At 59.0% G+C, this 19,201-nt stretch carries 17 protein-coding genes and 1 pseudogene; 12 read left to right on the top strand and 6 right to left on the bottom strand.

The genetic code is table 11. From position 1 onward, the window contains the following. The 3 genes from mqo to ACQZ45_RS18860 form a co-directional block, all read right to left on the bottom strand. Positions 1 to 1,494 (bottom strand): malate dehydrogenase (quinone), encoded by a 1,494-nt coding sequence (gene mqo / locus ACQZ45_RS18870; protein ID WP_112495586.1) that lies wholly within the window; start codon positions 1,492 to 1,494, stop codon positions 1 to 3. Then, entirely contained in the window at positions 1,487 to 1,903 is a 417-nt protein-coding gene (locus ACQZ45_RS18865) for a hypothetical protein (RefSeq protein ID WP_448742431.1), read from the bottom strand. Before ACQZ45_RS18865 ends, mqo begins: the two co-directional genes overlap by 8 nt. Positions 1,904 to 2,114: 211 nt before the next feature. Continuing rightward, complete coding sequence (locus ACQZ45_RS18860) at positions 2,115 to 3,023, bottom strand: LysR family transcriptional regulator (protein ID WP_065689038.1); 909 nt, start codon at positions 3,021 to 3,023, stop codon at positions 2,115 to 2,117. Between the two features lie 107 nt (positions 3,024 to 3,130). On the opposite strand from ACQZ45_RS18860, the gene ACQZ45_RS18855 reads away from it, so the two are divergent. The 8 genes and pseudogenes from ACQZ45_RS18855 to ACQZ45_RS18820 all read left to right on the top strand — a co-directional run bounded on the left by ACQZ45_RS18855 (position 3,131) and on the right by ACQZ45_RS18820 (position 11,314). Further along, positions 3,131 to 4,348, top strand: coding sequence for an MFS transporter (locus ACQZ45_RS18855; RefSeq protein ID WP_065689186.1), 1,218 nt, complete (start codon positions 3,131 to 3,133; stop codon positions 4,346 to 4,348). Further along, positions 4,345 to 5,459: pseudogene (locus ACQZ45_RS18850) on the top strand (FAD binding domain-containing protein). The gene ACQZ45_RS18855 and the pseudogene ACQZ45_RS18850 overlap by 4 nt, the downstream one beginning before the upstream one ends. Before the next feature lie 160 nt (positions 5,460 to 5,619). Continuing rightward, positions 5,620 to 6,453, top strand: coding sequence for a formate/nitrite transporter family protein (locus ACQZ45_RS18845; RefSeq protein ID WP_065689039.1), 834 nt, complete (start codon positions 5,620 to 5,622; stop codon positions 6,451 to 6,453). A 37-nt stretch (positions 6,454 to 6,490) separates the two neighbouring features. Further along, positions 6,491 to 7,738 (top strand): oxalate decarboxylase family bicupin, encoded by a 1,248-nt coding sequence (locus ACQZ45_RS18840; protein WP_065689040.1) that lies wholly within the window; start codon positions 6,491 to 6,493, stop codon positions 7,736 to 7,738. A 143-nt stretch (positions 7,739 to 7,881) separates the two neighbouring features. Beyond that, on the top strand, positions 7,882 to 8,199 hold the full coding sequence (locus ACQZ45_RS18835; RefSeq protein WP_065689041.1) for a hypothetical protein: 318 nt from the start codon (positions 7,882 to 7,884) through the stop codon (positions 8,197 to 8,199). Positions 8,200 to 8,663: 464 nt separating this feature from the next. Then, complete coding sequence (locus ACQZ45_RS18830; RefSeq protein WP_065689187.1) at positions 8,664 to 10,229, top strand: PAS domain-containing sensor histidine kinase; 1,566 nt, start codon at positions 8,664 to 8,666, stop codon at positions 10,227 to 10,229. Beyond that, on the top strand, positions 10,222 to 10,899 hold the full coding sequence (locus ACQZ45_RS18825; protein ID WP_065689042.1) for a response regulator transcription factor: 678 nt from the start codon (positions 10,222 to 10,224) through the stop codon (positions 10,897 to 10,899). The genes ACQZ45_RS18830 and ACQZ45_RS18825 overlap by 8 nt, the downstream gene beginning before the upstream one ends. Positions 10,900 to 10,933: 34 nt before the next feature. Beyond that, positions 10,934 to 11,314, top strand: coding sequence for a response regulator transcription factor (locus ACQZ45_RS18820; protein WP_065689043.1), 381 nt, complete (start codon positions 10,934 to 10,936; stop codon positions 11,312 to 11,314). A gap of 124 nt (positions 11,315 to 11,438) precedes the next feature. Here ACQZ45_RS18820 and moaA read toward each other — a convergent pair whose 3' ends face one another. The 3 genes from moaA to ACQZ45_RS18805 all read right to left on the bottom strand — a co-directional run bounded on the left by moaA (position 11,439) and on the right by ACQZ45_RS18805 (position 14,513). Next, complete coding sequence (moaA, locus tag ACQZ45_RS18815; protein WP_448742430.1) at positions 11,439 to 12,482, bottom strand: GTP 3',8-cyclase MoaA; 1,044 nt, start codon at positions 12,480 to 12,482, stop codon at positions 11,439 to 11,441. A gap of 134 nt (positions 12,483 to 12,616) precedes the next feature. After that, complete coding sequence (locus ACQZ45_RS18810; RefSeq protein ID WP_448742429.1) at positions 12,617 to 13,486, bottom strand: hypothetical protein; 870 nt, start codon at positions 13,484 to 13,486, stop codon at positions 12,617 to 12,619. Between the two features lie 112 nt (positions 13,487 to 13,598). Further along, positions 13,599 to 14,513 carry a LysR family transcriptional regulator gene (locus tag ACQZ45_RS18805; protein WP_448742428.1) on the bottom strand — a complete coding sequence of 305 codons (915 nt, stop codon included), beginning with the start codon at positions 14,511 to 14,513 and terminating at the stop codon, positions 13,599 to 13,601. A 344-nt stretch (positions 14,514 to 14,857) separates the two neighbouring features. Between ACQZ45_RS18805 and ACQZ45_RS18800 the strand changes: the two genes are divergently transcribed. From ACQZ45_RS18800 to ACQZ45_RS18785, 4 genes are all read left to right on the top strand, one after another. Further along, complete coding sequence (locus tag ACQZ45_RS18800; protein ID WP_112495572.1) at positions 14,858 to 15,421, top strand: hypothetical protein; 564 nt, start codon at positions 14,858 to 14,860, stop codon at positions 15,419 to 15,421. Continuing rightward, positions 15,418 to 16,410 carry an NAD(P)H-quinone oxidoreductase gene (locus ACQZ45_RS18795; RefSeq protein ID WP_448742427.1) on the top strand — a complete coding sequence of 331 codons (993 nt, stop codon included), beginning with the start codon at positions 15,418 to 15,420 and terminating at the stop codon, positions 16,408 to 16,410. The genes ACQZ45_RS18800 and ACQZ45_RS18795 overlap by 4 nt, the downstream gene beginning before the upstream one ends. 31 nt (positions 16,411 to 16,441) lie before the next feature. After that, complete coding sequence (locus ACQZ45_RS18790) at positions 16,442 to 17,281, top strand: nitroreductase family protein (RefSeq protein ID WP_448742426.1); 840 nt, start codon at positions 16,442 to 16,444, stop codon at positions 17,279 to 17,281. 269 nt (positions 17,282 to 17,550) lie between these two features. After that, on the top strand, positions 17,551 to 19,146 hold the full coding sequence (locus tag ACQZ45_RS18785) for a Na+/H+ antiporter (protein WP_065689190.1): 1,596 nt from the start codon (positions 17,551 to 17,553) through the stop codon (positions 19,144 to 19,146). The last annotated feature ends 55 nt before the right edge of the window (positions 19,147 to 19,201 follow it).

Here is a 19,201-nt window from a genome sequence, read left to right as displayed (position 1 = left end):
TCACACGAATTCGAGGCCAAGGACGGGCGCGGTTTCGGATCTGATCTTGCGGCAGGCTTCAGCGTCTACCTTGAGGTCGATCCCGTAGGTCGGAATGACTTCGCGCAGGCGCGGCAACCAGGCGTCTTCCGTCAGTCTGTCTGCAAAGCACTTCTCCAGCACTTCGATCGCGATGAATGCTGCCGTCGAGGCGCCGGGAGAGGCGCCCAGAAGTGCGACCAGCGATTTGTCGGCTGCCGCAATCAGCTCTGTGCCAAATTCCAGTTCGCCGCCGACGTGCCCTTTGGGTTTAATGATCTGGACGCGCTGGCCAGCAACTGCTTCCGTCCAGTCTTCCTGTTTTGCGAGCGGGAAGAAATGTTGAAGGGTCTCAAACTTGGTGCGGTCGGTCGCGACCACCTGCCCGATCAGGTATTCCTCCAACTGCAGGCTGTGAACAGCCACGTCCAGCATCGGAAGAATGTTTGCCGGACGGATCGAGCCGAAGAGATCGAGATAGGATCCCTCTTTCAGGAACTTCGTCGAGAAGCCGGCATAGGGGCCGAACAGGACGGATCGCTTGCCGCCGATGATGCGCGTATCAAGATGGGGAACCGACATGGGCGGAGAACCGTGGGCCGCTTTGCCATAGACCTTGGCATGGTGGCGGCTTGCAACCGCCTCGTCATCGCAGCGCAGCCAGATGCCGCTGACCGGAAAACCGCCATATCCGTGACCCTCGGGAATACCCGACTTCTGAAGCATTTCGATCGAGGCGCCGCCCGCGCCAATGAATACAAAGCTGGCGATCGTGAATGACGTGTCACCGGTTTCGGTATTTTCCACTTCAACGCGCCACCTGCCGTCCTCCTGGCGGGCGAGGTCGACGACGCGATGCCTGTAGAAGACGGCAAAGCCGTTCTGATCCGACAGCTGGGACATCAGAAGATGGGTAAGCGCACCATAATCGACATCTGCGCCGCTCACGATCCGCGTCGCTGCGACCGGTTCACCGGCGGCACGGCCTTCCATGACCAACGGCGCCCATTCCTCAATCTTGCCCGACGCGTCCGAGAACTCCATGCCATAGTAACAATGGCTCGTGGTCATCGCATCGAAACGCTTGCGCAGGAAGGCGACATTGTCCTCGCCGGTGACGAAGCTCATGTGCGGGCAGGCATGAAGGAACTCACTCGGGTCCTTGATCGCCCCCTTTCGCACGAGGTGCGACCAGAGCTGGCGGGAGATGTCGAACTCGACATTGACCTCAAGTGCCTTGTGGATGTCGATCGTCCCGTCGGGACGCTGCGGCGTGTAGTTGAGTTCGCAATTGGCCGCATGGCCAGTACCGGCGTTGTTCCATCCATGCGAGCTTTCAAGCGCGCAGTCGTCAAGGGTTTCGAACACCACCATGGACAAGCTGGGCTCAAGCTCCTTCAGCATGGTCCCGACGGTCGCGCTCATGATGCCAGCGCCGATGAGAACGATGTCAGCCTTTTCGATCATGTCAGCCATTGGTCTGCCCCTTTGCTTCATGCGACGCGGAAGCGACGAACCCCGACTGGATGCCGTCGGCGAGGATCACATAGGCGCGACGCCACGGATCATCACCGAGGAGTTTCCAGCGATGGCCGCTTCCCGTGGTGTCTTCGGCGAGCAGGATATCGCCCGGACGAATGGTGAAGCGCTCCTTGCGTTTGGTTTCGAATTCCAGCTTTCCGCTCAATGTCAGGACGAACTGCCTGATGGGAGCCGGATGCCATTCGTAAGCACCGCCAACGGCGGTCTCGCGAAAGGAGATCGAGGCCGACTTGAAGACCGCGCTCAGGGCGTCTCCCCGATCGCCCTTCGGAAGCTCGACGAAGCCTTCCTCGAATTCGGAATTGCCTTCGCGATCGGTCCAGATACGGACGCATCGAAACATGTCTTTCACCTCACTGTTCGACAGACTGCGATGGAAACGAAGCCTGTTCGGTTTGTTGTGAGGTGCAGCCTAAGCTCGCCATATTCGTTGGCGTAACCAAGCTTAGGTATAGGTCGGCTCAGACCTTGGCCTATAAATGCGTCCGGCCAAGTCCTGCATTTCGCGCCCGGAAACCGGGCAGACGGCATGCGAGCTTATGTCGTCATGTCTCCTAATTTCGCGACTGCGTAGGCGCGATATCGGGCATCCGGGAGACCTTCGCCTCAAGGGCGGAGATGAAGACCCGTACCTTCGGAAGGACCAGCCGTGTCGTTGGATAGACGGCCCAGATGCCCAGCGGTTCAGGGTCTGCATCCGTCAGGTGAACCGCGACCAATTTGCCCTGTCGAATATCGTCGGCAACATTCCACCACGACAGAAGTGCGATCCCCCCGCCGGCGACGCTAGTAGCATGGCAACCCTCTATGCTGCTGCTGGTAAAGCGGGAGTTCAGACGGACGTGCGTTTCCTCGCCATCCTGAATGAAGGTCCAATGGGTGGCGCTTCGCAGAGGCAGGCATGAATGCTGGCTCAGCTCTTTGGCAAGCGAAGGAGTTCCGCGCTCGCCCAGATACGACGGACTGGCGACAAGTACGCGTGGATTGTCGGAAAGCTTGCGCGCGACGAGGCTGCTGTCGCGCAGCCGGGCGATGCGGATGGCCAGGTCCGTACCCGACGCGACCAGATCGGGAAGGCTGTCGGTAAGGTCGAGCGAAACGCGCAATTCCGGGTTATCGTCCAATAGTGTCGGGATAAATGGTGTCACAAATTTCAGTCCAAAAGAAACCGGGACCGAAACGCGCAGCAACCCTGATGCTCCGCGCGTGTCGGAGCGAAGCCGGGATACGGCCTCGGCCTCGTTGTCGACAAGCGCCTGTGCGAACGGTAGAAAGGTTTCTCCTTCGGGCGTGAGCGAGAGGGATCGCGTCGTCCTGTGAAGGAGCCGAACGCCAAGCTCTGCCTCGAGGTTCGCAAGGCGGCGGCTTGTGACCATCGGCCCGAGGCCAAGCCGCCTCCCAGCCTCAGCGAGGCTCCCGGCATTGACCGCCGTGGTGAAGACCAAAACGTCTCCGGTATCCATTCTATCTGCTTTCGTTATAGAGGTAGAACATTCAAGCTGGCTAAATCGATATCCGATAAAGCGCTAGATGTCCTGCAGATTTCAACTCAACGCAGATGGACATCGTCATGAACATCAAATCGACCTCAGGCGTAGCAAGATCGGCACATCTTGGCCGACCAGCGCTTTTTGCCATGACCGCTGCAAGTGGTATTGCCGTTGCCAACATTTACTATAACCAGCCGATGCTCGGCATCATGGAGCGGGATTTTCCGGGCCAGTCAGTCACGGGTTTCGTTCCGACTGCGACACAGCTGGGCTATGCCATCGGCTTGTTCTTCGTGCTGCCGCTTGGCGACATCATAAACCGCCGCAAATTGATCATCATTCAGTTCCTCATCCTTGCAGTCGCACTTGTGCTTGCCGCACTGGCACCGACCGCTTGGAGCCTTATCGCCGCCTCGCTTGTTGTCGGCGCCAGCGCCACCGTCGCGCAGCAGATCGTGCCCTTTGCGGCCTCGCTCGCGGCGCCGGAGAAGCGGGGATCGACGATCGGAATGGTAATGGCCGGTGTCCTCACCGGGATACTGTTCTCCCGAACGTTGTCAGGGTTCGTCGGCCAGCATTTCGGTTGGCGTGAAATGTTTTGGCTGGGCGTACCGATGGCTTTGATCGCCTCTGCGATGATGTATGCGACGTTGCCCGACCATGCGCCGGTATCGCGCATGGCGTATAGGAATGCTCTCAAGTCATTGGCTCACCTGTGGAGGCGCGAAGGTGCCCTTCGCTCAGCTGCCCTCATGCAGGCGGCTCTTTTCGGATCGTTCACGGCATTCTGGTCGGTATTGGCGCTTTATCTGGCGACTCCGAAGTTCAGTCTCGGGGCGGATGTCGCCGGCCTCTTCGGCATCGTCGGTGCAGTTGGGGTATTTGCCGCTCCGCTCGCAGGAAGGGTTGCCGACCGTAAGGGTCCACATTTCGTGGTCTGGCTCGGCATCATCCTGACGATTGTTGCCTGGCTGATCTTCGGAATTTGGAGTTCTCTGATCGCGCTCGTCGTCGGCGTCATCGTCCTAGACTTTGGGATTCAAAGCGCACTCGTATCGAACCAGCATATTGTCTACGCCCTCGATCAGGAGGCTCGCAGCCGGCTCAATACGATCTTCATGACCGCCATGTTTCTCGGCGGAGCCGCGGGCGCTGCCTTCGCATCTGCGGCCTGGAGTTATGGCGGTTGGATCGGCGTTACCGTACTCGGCGGTTCGCTCGGGATCGTTGCACTGGTCATCAAGTCTTTCGAGCACCGTCATGCGACAACGCTCGCTCACCAAGGAAATCGGTCATGAAACCCCTTCGCATCCGTATCGTCGGAGGCTCGCTTGCCGGGCTGTTCGCAGGAATTCTGCTCGGCCGTGACGGCCATGATGTCAAGGTCTACGAACGCTCTTCGACCGGGTTCGCCGGCCGGGGGGCAGGGCTTGTCCCGCAACAGGAGGTCTTCCACATCCTGCGCGAGATTTGCGTCGAGCACCTCGCCACGTTTGGCGTCGTACCCAGGACAGGATCTATCTGGCGAAAACCGGCGAGGTGAGCCAGCGCACGCATATGCCGCAGACCCAGATCTCATGGGACCTGCTTTATTCCGCCGTCGTATCGAGGCTCGGGGCCGACAACTATATTCTCGGAAAGCCGGTAAGGTCGGTGCGCGAAGAAGGCGGATCCTCGGTCATCGAGTTTGACGACGGTTCCGCCGAAGCGGCCGATCTGGTCATCGGCGCGGACGGCATAGGATCGGTTATGAGGTCAGCCATCAATGCCGATGCCACCAGCCGATATACCGGCTATGTCGCTTGGCGTGGCCTTGTCCCAGAACGCACGTTACCACCGTCTGCTTCACCGCTCCCCGGAAATTTCGCCTTTTACGTCGCGCCGGGAAACCATGCTCTCGGCTATCTCGTGCCCGGTGCCGGCGGAGAGATCGTCAATGGTGAGCGTCGTTATAACTGGGTCTGGTATCGGTTTGTCGATGAGAGTGACCTGCAACAGACCTTTACCGGTCAATCCGGACGGTCTTCGCGGTTCTCGCTTGCACGAGGCGAGCTTTCCAACCCGCGGCGCCGGGCGTTGCGTGAGGACGCGGCGCAGTTCCTTCCGCCCCAGTTCGTCGATGCGGTCGATGCGGAGGCAACCCCATCCGTCCAGGGCATTTTCGATTTCGAGGCGGATCGCATGGCCGGGTCTTCGATCGCGCTGATCGGCGATGCGGCCTTCGTGGTGCGCCCCCATACGGCAATGGGCGTCGGCAAGGCGGCCGGTGACGTGATGTCACTTCGTGCGCATATCAAACAGGCAACACGCCTTGGCGATGCGCTGCGAGGCTTTGAAGCCGACCGGATTGCGGTCGGACGCGAGATTGCGGCATACGGGCAGGAACTCGGCCGCTCGTCCATGCGATAGACCCTCGCGTCCGGTCGGATCAGAACGGCGGGGCATGGGCGGAACCGATACGATGAGGCTAGTCCCCCTAAACGTACGTATGGTTCAGCCATGAAGCGATGAGGATTACGGTTCGACAACTCAAACGTTTCGCCCGGACGTGGGCGGGAGAGGTCGAACGATGTACGAAGATTCGGTCAATAGTTTTGCCGAGGCCGGCGCCCACAAGGCGCAAGTTGTCAAAACCCAGTTCTTCGCATTCCTAATTGGCGCCGCGATGGCCGGCGCCTATATCGGCTTCGGCGACGTGCTGATGTTCACCGCTGGAGCTCATGTCGATCCGGCCTGGGCCCATCTGGTCATGGGCATCGTGTTCTCCTCGGCGCTGACCATCGTGGTCTTTGCGGGCTCTGAACTGTTCACTGGTACCGCAATGTACATGCCGCTCGCCGTTCTGACCCGTCGCGCCGGCCTGGCTGACATGATCGGCGTCTGGTGTGCCGCCTGGGTCGGCAACCTGATCGGTGCTGTGATCCTCGCTGCTCTCATCCACCTTGCCGGCGGCGGCGTCATGCTCGGCGACGGCAGCGCGACTTTCTTTGCCATAGTCTCGGGTAAAATGTCGGCAGGCTCTCTTGCTCTGCTCGCCCGCGGCGTCCTTTGTAACTGGCTGGTCTGCCTCGCCATCTGGATGGCAGGCAGGACAGATAACGCGGCAGCCAAGATCATGTTGATCTTCTGGCCGATCACCATCTTCGTCGCTTCCGGTTTCGAGCATTCCGTCGCCAACATGTTCACCTTCTCGCTAGCGCTGCTCGGCGATCATCCAGCCGGTGTGACTGTTGCCGGTGCGATCCACAATCTCGTCTGGGTGACGCTCGGCAATCTCATCGGCGGCGCCGTCTTCGTGGCGCTCGGGTATTGGGCGCAATTCTACAGCAGCGGACATGTCTCGTTCACACCCAAAGCCATGCCCGTGCGTGCGCGCGCCAAGGCGGCCCGCGGCGACAAGTGAAACCAGAACCGATCCAAAAAACGAGTAAGGAACGATCATGAACCCTCTGTCTCGACGCCATATGCTTGCCCTAGGTGCTGCCAGCGGCGCCGCGTTGGCGGCGACATCCGCGAGCGCCGCAAGCTTCGGCAATCCTGACCATCCGCTGGAAGGTGCGATCAACGCAAATCCGGGTTCCCTGACCGACCCCGGCCCGAAGAATCCCGTGCTGAACGAGCAGTTTCCCTCATTCCAGAACCCACCATCGACGGATGTCGGCGACATGCAGCTCTTTTGGGCCTCTTTCAACAATGCGCCGAAGCGTATTCAGAACGGCGGCTGGGCCAGGCAGGTGACGAAGGCGGACTTCGCGATCTCGGATGCCGTCTCCGGCGTCAACATGCGCCTGAGCGCTGGCGGCATCCGTGAGATGCACTGGCACCGTGCGGCAGAATGGGCAATCGTGACCAATGGTCGATGCCGCATCACGGTGCTCGATGCCAAGGGGCGTGCCTATGTCCAGGACGTCGGGGCAGGGGACCTGTGGTATTTCCCGGCGGGCTTTCCGCATTCGCTGCAGGGGCTTGGCCCCGATGGCTGCGAATTTGTCATTGTCTTCGACGAAGGCGACCAGTCCGAATACGGGACCCTTCTTCTGACCGACTGGCTTGCACATACCCAGCCGGAACTGCTTGCCAAGAATTTCGGCATGCCGCAGGATGACTTCAAGAATATCCCGCTCGAGGACCTGTGGATCTTCCAGGGAACCGAGCCCGGCCCGTTGTCGGCCGACCAGGAGGCGGTCGCATCTGCCGGTCTGCCGGAATATCCGTTCACCTACCGGCTAGCAGCCTCGGCGCCGTTGAAGCAGAATGCCTCCGGTACGATCCAGCTTGCCGACAGCAGCGCCTTCACCGTTTCGAAGACGATTGCCGCTGCGATCGAGACGATCAAGCCGGGTGCGGTGCGGGAAATGCATTGGCATCCCAATGCCGACGAATGGCAATATTGGATCAAGGGCGAGGGCCGGATGACGGTCTTCGATGCCGGTCCCCGCAGCCAGACCGCGGATTTTCGTGCGGGTGATATCGGTTACGTCAAGAAAAGTCAGGGGCATATCATCGAGAACACCGGCAAGGCGGATCTCCAATTCGTCGCCGTCTTCAAGGCGCCCGAATATCAGGAAGTCGGGCTCGCGTCGTGGCTCTCCCACACGCCGCCTTCGCTCGTCGCCCAGCATCTCAACATGCAGCGCAGCGATATTGCAAAAATCCCCGGCAACAAGCCTGGCATCATGCCAGACTGAGGCCGCGACCATTCAGTAGCGCTGTTACGATGGCGGCGCCGCCTGTGGTCCGAAACCACCGCTACCAACAGCCGTACGGCCCGCTTTCAGGCACGTCATGGTCAATCTATTGCCGATTCCATATAACCGCAGAGAGTTCAACCATGGCGCCCTCAACGCTTTTCGCCGAGGCTTGTCTACGCAATGTCCAAAGGCCGATCCCATTGCCTTCAAAGGACCATCTGCGGTCGCTGACGGTCCACGCACGGGAAACCATCGTCCTCGATCTTTCGCTGAAGCTTGAAGGAATGGCGTCGCTCGCTGACGAGCAGAATCGGCAAGATCTCAAACTGATGTTGGTTGACCTTTCTGCTTCGTTTCGTGGCTCGGCCGCTGAGCTCGCGAACGCGAGTTACGGTCCATTCATGATTGAACGGATGTCAGCGTCCGTGGGCCGGATCGCGCAGAGTTTTGCTATTTGATCAAATCCTGGTCGGTAAGCCTTTACGAGGCGCGCCTGTCCATTTCCCGTCAGGCTCTGCGATTTTGTCGCGGGGCCTTTTTCCTGTCTTGTGGCTGATTTTCTCATGGACTGCGAACGTCTATATTAAACAACACCTAAGTATAGTTCCGCCGCAGCGCCGGCGGCAGTAATCTCCATCTCGTACCTTAGTCGCCGCCCCCAACGACGAGGTCTGTAGCAAAAGCGCTACACGTCCGAGCTTCCCCTCCCCTCGGACGACCTGCGGACCACCGCGATCCGCAATAGGCCGTCTTCCTCCGCCGGAAGGCGGCCTCTTTTTTAAACATGACTTTCCCGGAAATGCAGGCTGCCGCGCGCGGCAGCCGGCCAATCCACTAGACCATTGTATAGGTCCGGCCGAAGGCGCGAACCGATATCGTCAATCTCGAATATTTGGAACCATCCATTTCACAGGTGCTGGAAGTGAGATTCGCAAGGCAGGACGCAGGTCGCCACGACTTTATATTCGCCGGAGGGGCGCTGTTCGTCGCGTTGGCGGTGTTCGCTGTGGATACGTTCACGGGGATTGAGGGCGCGATTGCTGTTCTGTACGCGATCGCACTGTTGCTAGCGGCCGAAGCGGTCAACCGACTTGGCTTGATCTTGCTGACTGCACTATTCATGGTCTTTTCCTTGGCGTCGTTCTTCTTCACACACGCACCCGATCCCGATTTTGCAACCTTCCTGCGTCTTTGCGTAGCGCTTGCTGCTCTTGCCGTGACGACGGCACTGCTCCTGCGCAACGAGCGTGCTCGCAGCGCCTTGCTTCGCACCAACGCGGCATTGCGCGAAAGCGAAGAGCGCTACCGTTCGATCTTCGATCGCACCCGGGTCGCTCTATGGGAGCGCGATTACTCGAAACTGCTCGACTACATCACCGGCCTGAAGTCTGCCGGCGTCACCGACATGAAGGCCTATGTCCAGGATCACCCGCACGTGCTTGGCGAATGTGTTAGCAAAATCGAAGTCGTCGATGCCAATGAAGCGGCAGTCGAGCTTCTCGGGTCATTCACTGCGGACGTTCATGGTGGCGTTATGCACCGCATCATCCCGACGGACAGCTGCACGTTCGCTTCCCTGCTGCAGGCCATTATGGATGGGGCAACCTACTTCGAGGACAATGCCGAGGTGTTCAACGAGGCCGGCGAGCGTCGGCTCGTTCTCCTGGGTATCAGTTTCCCGACAGATCCGTCGGCGTTCAATCGCGTCGTCGTGAGTATGGTTGATGTGACGCAGCGAGAAGAGGCGCGCATGGCCTTGGCCGAGGCGCAGGCGGAGTTGAGCAGGGCTTCCAAGGCCGCAACGGTCGGTGCCCTGTCCGCATCGCTTGCCCACGAGCTCAATCAGCCCCTCGGTGCGATCACGGTAAATTCGCAGACCCTCGTGAGGTGGCTCGAACGCGATCCGCCGGACATCGATGCAGCCAAAAGGTCAGCGGAACGCATTTTGCGGGACAGCAATCGTGCTAGCGATATTTTCAAGAGCACCCGCTCGATGATGCTCTCAACGCCCAAAGAGAGCGAGACGATCGATTTGGAGAGATTGATCACTGATACTCTCACGTTGATGGATCATGATCTGCAGCGCGACCGGACCGAGGTGGAGATCATCCATAAGACGAAGATCCCGCGCTTCAAAGCCGTACGCCTCGAGATGCAGCAGGTCCTGATCAATCTGATTTCCAATGCGGCCCAATCGATGAGTGCGTCGCAATCTCAAAAGCGGCTTGTGACGATTAGTCTCGATTCTCCAGGAGAGGCGGATCACATCCTCATCGCGGTGAGGGACACAGGTGATGGCTTGGGTGACGACGCACAGCAGAATTTGTTCAAGCCGTTCTTCACAACCAAGGATAATGGCATGGGGATCGGCCTTTCAATTTGCAGAAGTACAATAGAAGCCAGAGGCGGTACGCTCGATGGGAACAATCATCCGGACGGCGGCGCTATATTTGAGATCAAGTTACCGAAGGAGACAGCCAATGCTTGAACTGAAATCCAGCAAGCGGAACCCGGACTCCCCCGTCATCTACATTCTTGACGACGATCTCTCGATGCGTGAGTCCTTGGTCGATCTCTTTCTCTCGATGAAGTTCGAAGCGCAGGCTTTCGCAAACCCGAACGAGTTCATGGGTCTGGCCGACCTTAATCGTCCCGGGTGCATCGTCCTCGATGTCCGGCTGCCCGGCATCAATGGTCTCGATTTCCAGGCACAGCTTGAACGCTCGGGCAGTCTGCTTCCGATCGTTTTCATGACTGGTTATGGCGATATTTCGATGAGCGTGCGGGCGATGAAGGCGGGGGCCGTCGATTTCCTTGCCAAGCCATTCCGCGATCAGGATATCCTTGACGCGGTGCTTGCCGCCGTCGAACGCGATGCCACCCGCCGTCGTGAAATGCGGCGCCATCTAGAGGTAACGACGCGCTTTGAAACATTGACCGTAAGAGAGCGGGAAGTCATGGAGGCAGTGGTCGAAGGCTTGATGAACAAGCAGATCGCATTCAGGCTCGGGATTAGCGAGATCACCGTAAAGCTGCATCGAGGCAATGTCATGCGCAAGATGCAGGTCAAGTCGGTCGCGGAACTGGTGCGTGCCACCGAGCAAGCCAACGAACATCTCATACGTGCAGCAAAGCCTGCAATGGTGCGCGTGGCTTAAGGCCGTGGTTAGATATATATGAAAGACGGAATAAGTGCCCCATACCCCTTTAATAGCCATCGTTGATGACGATCTGGCAATTCGTGAAGCACTTGATGACTTAGTGAAGTCACTAGGTCATGAAAGCAAGCTGTTCGATTCTGCGGAAGCATTCCTCGCATTCAAGCCACGTACAGCGATCGATTGCATGGTCGTCGACGTCAAGATGGCAGGCCTGAGCGGCATTGAGCTTCAGGGCCGATTGAACCAGGATGGGGATCGTCCACCGATGATATTCATGACGTCTTATCACGACGAACGAACTCGCACGGCCGCTCTTGACGGAGGGGCCTTAGCGTTCCTCGGGAAACCGGTCGACCTACCGAAGCTGATTGAATTTATCGACGTCGCACTGGCCTTGCCGAAGGCGTCGTGAAAGCTGGCGATCGATTGCTTTAGATCGGCAAGCCGCCAGTGCTCATCGCATCTTCTTGTTTTAGGCAATCGGGATGAAATCCACGGTGTGTCAGCACACGTGGATCCGGCGAGTTTGACAATCTTCAGCCGCCCGTGACACTCATGTGTCGCCCGACGCTCGGTCGATTGCTCGCGCGATCGATGATGAAGTCGTGGCCTTTGGGCTTGCGAGCGATTGCGGCTTCAATGGCGGCCTCCAGGCTCTGAGCGCTCTCGCTTGATCGTAGCACCGACCGCAGGTCGGCCGCATCCTCTTGGCCCAGGCACATATAAAGCGTGCCCGTGCAGGTGAGGCGTACACGATTGCAGCTCTCGCAGAAATTATGGGTCATCGGGGTGATGAAACCGAGCCGGCCGCCGGTCTCGGCGACGGTGACATAGCGCGCTGGGCCGCCGGTGCGATAGGCCAGATCGTGCAAGGTAAACTGCTTCTCAAGATCTGCGCGCAGCTTGGAAAGAGGCAGGTAGCGATCGGTTCGGTCTTCGTCGATTTCCCCCATCGGCATGGTCTCAATCAGGGTCAGATCCATACCCCGGCCATGAGCAAATCGAATGAGTGCCGGGGTTTCCACCTCGTTGAAATCCTTCAGGGCGACGGCGTTGAGCTTGATCGCGATCCCTGCCTTTTGGGCAGCGTCGAGCCCCTCCATCACCTTCGAAAAGTCACCCCAGCGCGTAATGGTGCGAAACTTTTCCGGGTCGAGCGTGTCCAGCGAAACGTTGATGCGGCGAATGCCACAATCGAAGAGTTCATCCGCATGGCGCGCCAGCTGCGACCCGTTGGTCGTCAAGGTCAACTCGTCCAGGCCCTGGCCTATCTGCCGGCCGAGCTGTCGCACGAGATGCATGATGTTCTTGCGGACAAGCGGTTCACCGCCGGTCAAGCGCAGCTTTCGGACACCTCTTTTGATAAAGGCCGAGCACAGACGGTTCAGTTCGTCGAGTGTCAGGAGGTCCTTCTTTGGAAGGAACTGCATGTTCTCTGCCATGCAATAGGTGCAGCGGAAATCGCAACGGTCGGTCACCGATACCCTCAAATAGGTCACCGCGCGGCCGAATGGGTCGACGAGACCGCTATCTGCCGGCGCTTCCCACGACTGACCTGGGTTTTGGACCGTCATCTGCATCGCTTTTCCTTCCGCTTTGGCTCATCAATCCCGCAGACGTAGCGATAGGACAACCATACTGTTGTATAGGTTGGGGTGCTGGGTACAATTGACTTTGCCTGAGAATGGCAATCCGAACTTCTGGCCTGCCCCGGTTATACGAACTTTTCGACGAGCTGAGCTTTAGGCTTTCCAACCACTACCAAGTGTTCCGGGCTCCGGATGCTGGGAGAGAGCTGAATACGGACGACGACATAGGGTCCTGTCGGGCCTCCGGCAGCTTCGCCTGCGGATATCTGAAGAGTATGCGAGGGGTCGCGAGCGAATGGGCCAATCCCCGGCATGTCGCCGACATAAGTTTCCAGGTCATCTGAACGGTTCAAGATTATATCCGTCAGCAGAGGCTCGAATGAATCAACACCGCACTCTGCCACGGCGTAGGCATGCGCCGTCTTTGCAAGAGCGCGGAGATAGTGGTTTCGATTCACGTCTCCTACATGCATTGCTATGCCATTTCGAGCGCCGGTCTCCTTCGCGACCTGGCGGCAAAGTGCTTCAACAGCTGCCTGATCGGTAAAAGTCCAGGGCTTGCTGGGGCGACCATGCGTTTCCTGAAGGATCGCAGGTGGTGGCGATTGCCAGAGATTTATCATCACCGGCGTCTTTTCGATTGGGATTGACCTCACACCCAGGTCTCTGGTGAGGCGCCCGTCGTCGTCTACTTCAGCAAAGTGAATGGGTATAAGCTCGGGACGATCTTTCTTGTTGCGCGTCGGCGCATCGACCTGCGCTCTAAAGACGCCCAGCTGGTGCTTCGGGACCGCCTGCTCATATCGGGTGATCTCTCTGGCTTTGCAACAGGACTTTCCGAGGATCATAGCGTTTGCAGCGAGCGCATAAGGAACGACGTGCTCGTCGGTTAGATCCTCGTTGGGGTAGACCTCATAACAATAAATGCATTTTCCCGGAGCCGGCATACGAGGCAGAGTTTCAGGCTTTGCCAAGTCAATCTCAGTAAGCTGCATTCACTAGCCCTTCGGATCTGCAAGTGGATCAATACATCACAGTCGCACCACCCCAAGCCCTTGATCTAACCACTGAGGAGGATCGTTTTCCCACAGATAGGCGACGGGCTTCTTATCGCTTCTGTTCCCAGTTCGGCGGGTTTCCAATCGAGGCAATGAGCGCCTTCGAGAACGCCTGAACCTTGGCACTCGGCCGGGGTAGAGCGCGAAGCAGGTAGATGCCCGCCGGGTCGTCGTTCCAGCGATCGTGACCGAAAAGGACCTCGACCAGCTTGCCCTGCTTGATGTCTGGACCCACGACCCATGTCGACAAAAATGCTACTCCCATCCCAGCTTCGGCAGCACCGCGCAATGCCTCGAAATCATCCGAGCGGAATGTTACTTGTCCGCGTTCGCCTTCTCCTGCCGGCGAGCCGAGCACCTCGTTCCAGCCTAGGAGATCGGCGCCGTGGAGCTTGTCGAGAAGACGGTGGCCGTGCAAGTCCTCGACGGTTTTGGGCACACCCGCCTTTTCCAGATATACCGGGCTTGCCACAAGAAGCCGACGGAAAGGAGCGAGCTTCGTTCCGATCAATGTGCTGTTGGGCAAAATGCCCATCCGAATGACCAGATCGAGGCGCTCCTGCACCGGATCGGCAAGGCGCTCGGTGAGCTCAAGCTCAATCTTCAAGGCGGGATGCTCGGCCTGCAGAGCGGCAACGACCGGCAGGACATAACGCTTGCCAAACGTTGGGAAACAGGCGACCCGCAGCGTCCCTGAAACCGACCCACCAAAGGCGGCCACTTCGGCACGCGTATCGGCGAGATCGTCGAGAAGCCGCAAGGCACGCTCGTGCAGCTTTTCTCCGGCGTCCGTCAGGGTCAAAGCCCTGGTGGAGCGGATCAGAAGCGCAACCCCAAGATCTTCCTCAAGCAGGTCGATCTGACGCACGACCGCGGACGGGGTAACGGCTCTCTTGCGGGCAGCCCCGGAGAAACTCCCAGCCTGGACAACGTCGACAAAGGTCGAGAGAGATTCTGCTTTCATCTTTGCATTCCGGACAAAGCCGTTTCGAGGAGATCTGGGCTTATACCTCAAGTCCATCTGGTGCAATTTCTTCCACCTCGTTGCGTCATCTTGGGCAAGAGCAAGGATCCTTGCCCCGCCCATGCCGCAGAAGCGCATTCAATCGCATGGCTCCAGCGTGCAAACCAAGACCAAGGTGTAGGGTGGAAACCTATCCGTATAATTGAGGCCGACCGCCCCTGATGGCAATTTCACCCCAGAGCAGACGACGGTTTGCTCTTGACGACCACCCACAGAGCGCCACGAACACTGCCAGCAAGGTTCTGGTTTTCAAGGTGCCGAAATCAGACCGAAAGGAAAAGATCATGAAAGTTCTCACCGACAAGCTGCTCTCGTTCTCGGCTTATTCGCATGAAGTCGACGTACCGTTGGCACAGATTGATATCGCCGATTGGCTCTTCAATCTTCCGGAAGCAGAATATCAGCGTTGCTGCGCGCCGGATCACGTTTCCTGCGGCGCAACCTTTACCGACGACGGACGCAAGATGTCCATCAATGTCGAGAAAATCGGGACCGGCCTGGTCATCCAGCACTATGTCGCCGAGGAAGCCACGCCATCCTATTGCAAGATGAACTCCATCTCCGACGTCTTCACCCCGACCGGCGAACGCACGCAGGTCAACGTGATCTGGGAGCTGAAGGCTGAAGCGATCGACGGCAACCGTACCCGCTACACCAACCAGGTTACGTGCCATCCGACCGATGCTTTCATGGCTTTCATCGAGCAGCACGGCCAGTCCTTCGAAGACGCTGCCGCCGCGCGCCAGGCGGCAGGCGGTGACCACAATCACCGCGAGACACCGCTCTTTGCCGAAAGCATCGCGCGCAAGGCTCTTGCCAAGGCAGCAGCCAAGGTTGCCGCAGAGTGAAGGCGATCATCTATGATCAGTTCGGTAAGGCGGATGTTCTCCGCCTTGCCGACGTTTCGCAGCCCGAGCTGCGCCCGGGAGACATTCTCGTTGGGGTGAAGGCGCTTGGCGTCAATCGCGCCGACCTCCTTCAGCGCCAAGGCTATTACGGCACCCAAACCTACGGAGAAAGTCCTTTGTTGGGATTAGAGCTGTCGGGTGAAGTCATCGCAGTCGGTTCCGATGTCTCGGACGTCGAGCCAGGTGATAGGATCATGGCCATCGTAGGCGGTGGCGCATATGCAGAGTTCGCGCGTGTCGATCGCCGCATGGCCGTCGCGGTGCCAGAAGGTTTCGGCTTTATCGAAGCTGCGGCGATCATGGAATCCTTCGTGACCGCCTGGGAAGCCCTCGTTCATCTGGGCGAGATCGCGCCGGGCAATTCGGTTCTTATCCATGCTGCTGCCGGTGGAATCGGCTCCGCCGCCGTCCAGATCGGAAATGCGATCGGAACACGTGTCTTCGCAACCGCTTCGGCGTCTCGGCGCGATGAGGTTCAGGCGCTCGGCGCCGAACGCGTTTTCGACTATAATTCGGAAGACTTCGAAGCGGGCATCCGAGAAGCGACGGACGGGCAGGGTGTCGATGTTATCGTCGACTTCGTCGGCGGACCCTATCTCGGCCGCAACCTCCGCAGCCTGCGCCCCGGCGGCCGGCTTGTTCAGGTCGGTCTCCTTAGCGGCCAGGACAATACCGACATCTCGCTCGGGCTCGTTCTTCACAACCACCTGAAGATCATCGGCACCGTGATGAAGTCTCGCACGGCCGAGGAAAAGCGGGCGATGGTGCAGCGGTTTGCCGAAGATGGCCTTCCGATGTTCCGCGATGGGCGCCTGCGGCCGGTTATCAGCCAGATCTTCCCGCTTGCGCGCGCAGCGGAAGCCCACAGCTCGATGGAGGCCGGCGGCGGTTTCGGCAAGATCATTCTGACTATCGAGAACGAGGACTGATTTCATCGGCTATATCTCGGGTGATGTGCCCTTGTCGCTCTGGGTGTTCCCGGACGGCAATGGTCATCGCATGAGGATCAATGAGGTTCGATATGGCGAAACCGATGCCACCGTGCGGACCGGCAATGCCGTGGTCGATCACATGCTCATGCATCGGACTATCAGACGCTTCACATCCGACCCGGTGGCGGAAGCCGACATCAGGACCGCCATTGCGGCCGCCCAGTCTGCTGCAACGTCGTCGAACCTGCAAAGCTGGAGCGTGATCAAGATCACCGACCCGGCACACAAGCGCGAAGTCAACCGGCTTTGCGGCAACCAGGGTCAGATCGAGGAGGCGCCAGTGATGCTCGTGTGGCTCGCCGACCAGAGCCGCAACTATGCGATCGGACAAGCCTACGACACGCCGCTTGAGGCGTTCGACTATTTCGAATCAATGATGCTGGGGACGGTCGATACCTGCATTGCCGCGCAGAACTCCGCCCTTGCGTTTGAGGCGTTGGGATATGGCACCTGCTTTATCGGTGCGGTGCGCGACAATGCAGCGGTCCTCTCATCTCTCCTGAAACTGCCGGCCCGCTGCGCCCCTGTCACCGGTTTGGTCGTCGGACGTCCGCATCCAAGACACGATACTGATATCAAGCCGCGTCTGGCCCAGGAGGTTGTCGTCCATGACGAATTCTATCGGATGGCCGGGCGGCAGGAGATCGCGGCCTATGACCACGTCATGAGCCAGTTTCAGGACAAGCAGGGCATGGTGCCCGTCGGCTGGTCGAGCGCTGTTGCGGCTCGCCTCGGAACCAAAGGCGTTCTCCACGGTCGCGACCGCTATATGGAGTTTCTCCGCGCCGCCTACATGGGTGTTCGCTGACGGGGCGTCCTCGGTCTTCCACCGCCAGAAGCAAGCTACCCGCCCCGGGAGACGCGCAAGCATAGTAAACCCCGCGGGCGGTCGGTGCGCGCATATAGGTCGCGTCAGGCAGATCGCACCCGATGCCAGCAATGATAATAAAGGGTCGTGCTTGCGCACCGTCGGCAGGGCAATCCATGCTGTTCGGCCGAAGCCATGATCAGTCTGTGCTTCAACCGTTTCCGCGACGATCGCTCCGTCAGCGCCTTTTGATCTGCGAGACTGCCGACATGTCCATCGAACTCGAATATGACTTCCTGGTTGGCTTGCTCATGGCTGTTCTCGGCCTGGCGCTTGCAGCCCGCCGTCTCAGGCTGCCGCCGGCAGCTGCGCTGATCGGCGGCGGGATCGCTATCGCCTTTATCCCCGGCATTCCAGTCGTGGCGATGGATCCCAACCTCGTCATGGTCGTTTTCCTGCCACCGCTTTTGCTCAGCAGCGCCTATCAGACGGTCTGGCTCGACTTCAAGCAGTATTTCGCAGCGATCTCTTCGCTCGCCGTCGGCGCCGTCGCCTTCACCACGCTGGCTGTCGGTTGCGTCGTCCACTGGCTGCAGCCGAATCTTCCCTGGTCTGCCGCCTTTGCGCTGGGAGCAATCGTGTCGCCGCCCGATGCCGTCGCCGCCAAGGCGGTCCTCGATCGTCTGCGTCTACCGAACCGCGTCACGACCGTGTTGACGGGCGAAAGCCTCGTAAATGATGCAAGTGGCCTCGTCCTTTTCCATTACGCAGTTTCGTCAGCGCGCAGCGGGGTGTTTGATGCACCTGTCGGCGTCGAGACTTTTTTTGCCGTTTCCGTCGGTGGGGTCACGGTCGGGTTCTGTCTCGGCTGGGTCGCGCTGCGATTGTTGCGCCAGTTCGGAAATAGCGAGCTCATCATCACCGGAACACTATTGCTGGCCGCCGTTTCCTACATGACCGCAGATCGGCTGGGTTTCTCCGGCGTGCTTGCAACGGTCACCACCGGTCTGATGCTGGGCTGGCAACAGCACGAGATCTTTTCCGCAGCAACCAGGATTCGCGCCCAGGCCTTCTGGCGTGTCCTGGTCTTCCTTCTTGAATCCCTTCTCTTCATCCTGATCGGCCTTTCGCTACGCCATGCACTCCATCACTTCGAAAGCGTCGGGGATGGCCTTCAAACGCTTGCTCTGCCAGTCGCCGCAGTCGTTGTGACGGTCATCTGTGCGCGCTTTGTCTGGCTCGTCGGTTCGGACCTCGTTTGGACCGTCCTGTCGCGGTTCGGGATCCACCCCAGGCATCTGCCCTCACTGCCGATGACGGTTATCGTCAGCTGGGCCGGGATGAGAGGTGTCGTTACGCTGGCGGCGGCGCTGTCCTTGCCCGTTGACTTCCCAGGGCGCGACCTTATTCTCGCGTCGGCTTTCGGCGTCATCCTCGTCACCGTTCTCGTTCAGGGAACCACGCTCCCGCTCTTGGTCAAGATGTTCCCGTCCGTCAGCCTGAAGAGCAATTCCCAGCTCGCTAGAGATGAAGTGAATGTCCGCAAGAAGGTGGCTGTGATCCAGTATCAGGCAATGCTCGATCATTGCCATGCGACACGGACACGCCGCCGGCCGCGCGTGTCCGACCGGGACCTGTTCAGTGTCGAGGCAGGCCCCCACTTCGATACCGCCCCGGAGCGCCGTCGGCCATTGTCGGCCGATCACTTCGACGCCATTCTCTGCGCCATCCGCGTCGGTCGCGCTGAGGTCCTCAAAATGTATCGTGGGGGTTATGTGTCGGACAGGATCATGAAGAATATCGAGCAGGATCTCGATCTTCAGGAAATCGCCGCGGAACGGCGACGAGACGATCGCGTTCCATAAGCATCGCGGCCATACAACAGAAATACCCCGCCTTGTGCAGGCGGGGTGTTGTGCG

This window comes from Agrobacterium sp. 16-2014-1-2a, from assembly GCF_053522705.1.
The sequence above is the reverse complement of the archived record's forward strand: the minus strand, read 5'-3'. Positions and strand labels throughout refer to the sequence as shown.